General features: G+C 35.9%; 1 protein-coding gene. It reads left to right on the top strand.

Annotated features, from left to right (window positions below; translation table 11 throughout):
• Positions 1-125 precede the first annotated feature (125 nt).
• Positions 126-2822: SdrD B-like domain-containing protein (locus ACH2BV_RS05250; protein WP_395049674.1), on the top strand; the 2697-nt coding region annotated here is incomplete at its 3' end.

Below are 2822 nucleotides of genomic sequence, written 5' to 3'. Positions count from 1 at the left end.
AAATTGAAAAGATACTGGAAAAATTATTATAATAAATCAACTGTAAACCTATATCAGGATTTTCAACTATAATTGTAAACTTATTTTAGGACAAGACATGGCATACTATTTGGTAAGGCACTGTTATGGCGGTATCATTATCTCCGCAAAATAATATTACGACTGCTATTATGAAAGTATTTTATTCATTTCCTAACCATAGAAAAAAACAGTTTTTCTTACTCCATTTTATTGTAATTATGTCCTTTTTACCGGGATATAAAAGTTATGCTCAATGTGGTATAACCGATGTTGGAGGCAAAGTATTTATGGATTTACCCATGAATGGCTCGATTCTGGGAGTTTATGGTGTAAAAGCCTCTAACGAACCAGGTATGAGCGGTATAACTGTAAAAATTACGGATACTAATGGGACTATCACCAACAAGACCACCGATGCTTTAGGTAATTGGTATGTTGCTGCCCCAGTTTTCCCGGTAAAAATAGAATTTACTTGGAAAACAGTTTATCCAACATTTGAATCAAGCATAAGTGGTACGAATTCAAAAACATCTGTTCAAATCATAAATAGCTCTACGTGTTCGGCAGATTTTTCTTTGCATGATCCTACTTATTTTTCAGGAAACAACCCTTACATAGCTACTACTTGTTTTGCTTCAGGTTTAGTTACTGGTACAGCCGCACCAGACGCAGCAATTGTATCTATAAGATATAATACTACTGGACTAAATGCGATGTATAGTAATTACAATGGCGTTCAAGGAACGGGATTATTGCCTCAAATAGATGCAACAATTTCGCAAGTTGGTTCGGTTTATGGAATGGCATATCAAAAATCAAAAAAACGAATGTTTTTCTCAACTTTTTTGAAAAGACATGTAGATATTTTAGATGGTCCAGGATATATATATGTATTAAACTACACAACAAACCCTGCCACTTATCTCACAAAATTCAATCTTAACGGTATAGTTCCAAGTAATGGAACAGTAGCTTTAGCTTTTGGCACTGTTTGCCGCAGTGGAGCTTGCGGTAGTCCAGCATCAGATTATACCTTAAAAGCTGACAAAACTCAACCAACTATTGATCTTGATGCTTATGGTAAAGTGGGAAAAATGTCTTATGGTGATATTGATTTAGGGCCCGATGGCAAAACATTATTTGCAATCAATTTATTCAATCGTTCAATTGTTACGGTTGATGTTTCAGGAACCACACTTCCTGGTACAGTTAAAGAATACAAAATTGATAATATTGCTAATATGCCTACCAGTACAAAAGGCATTTTAAGACCTTTTGCTTTAGCTTTTTCTAATGGAAAAGGCTATCTTGGTGTTACTGACGATGCAAGTATATCAAAAATAGATGCTGATTTAAAATGTTATATTTTAGAATTTGACCCTGCAAATCCAGAAGCTGGCTTTAATCAAAAGTTAAGTTTTGACCCAAATGCTCGTCGAACTTTTTTTCCGAATGACACAAAGTTTCATTATTGGCTGAACGCATATTCTCAACCACCCGTAGTAGATGGAGGTTATTTCTTACGCTATTCACAGCCTATTCTATCCGATATTGAATTCGACCAATATGGCACGATGTATCTTTCTATCATGGATAGACATGGACATCAAATTGGCTCGGCCAATTACAAGCCTCAAACAGGTAGTACTGCAACCAGAACCGTACAGGCTTACGGAGATATATTGAAGGTATGTAATACTTCAACAGGATTTGTATTGGAAGGAGGCACTGGGTGCCCAAGTAGTAATGAATTTTTTAGTGATATTTCTGGTGATGGTGCCGAAGAGAGTGTTGGAGGTTCTTCTTTATTGATTAAAGGTACTGACCAAATTATGACAGTCAATTTTGACCCTCACCCAAGTGGATCTACGGGTCAAGCCTATTGGAATACACAGGGAATGAATACTTACAGCACTATAACAGGAGGACTAAATAACTGGTATGGGGTATATTTTGATGGAAGTGCAGAGCATTTTGGCAAAGCAAATGGTCTTGGAGACCTCGAAATATTAGGCAATGATGCCCCAATAGAAATCGGAAATAGAGTATGGAAAGATATGAATGACAATGGTATTCAGGATCCTAACGAACCAAGTCTTGAGGGGGTTACAGTAAAATTATATAATAATAATGATGTCGAATTAGCATCTACAACAACAGATGCAAATGGTCAATATATATTTTCTTCATCTTCTATTAGTACATTATTACCAAATACAAATTATAAAATTAAAATTACTACATTAGGAAGCAATAGCACTGTAACAGGATTAACATTGACAAATATTTCACCTGCTCCAAGCGAAGTGGCAGGAATCACCAATACAGGGACGACGAATGATAACAGTGATGCCTTTTTGGTAAGTAATATTCCAACAATTCTAATAAAAACGGCGGATGAAGGAGTTAATAATCATACATTTGATTTTGGTTTTATGTGTAAACCTATTGCCAATGCAGGTAGTGATAAAATTTTGGATTGTACTACTACTTCCAGTATTATCGGTGTTGCTGAAATAATTGGAAATACTTATAGCTGGTCGCCTACCACAAATTTAAGTAGTGCAACAGTTGCAAATCCCAATGCAAATCCAAGTGTTACGACAACTTATACACTTACTGTAACAAATATTGCTGGTTGTACTGCAACTGATGCAGTTCTTGTAACGGTTGATAAAAATACACCAATAGCAGAAGCGGGTATTGACAAAAATTTGAATTGTACATCCTTTTCAACAACTATCGGCTCTGATGCGGTAATTCCAAATGCTACTTATAGCTGGTCGCCAAGTACGGGGTTG

The sequence above is a fragment of the Flavobacterium sp. genome, assembly GCF_043780635.1.
Lineage (GTDB): Bacteria > Bacteroidota > Bacteroidia > Flavobacteriales > Flavobacteriaceae > Flavobacterium.
This window is presented reverse-complemented; position numbering and strand designations above follow the sequence as displayed.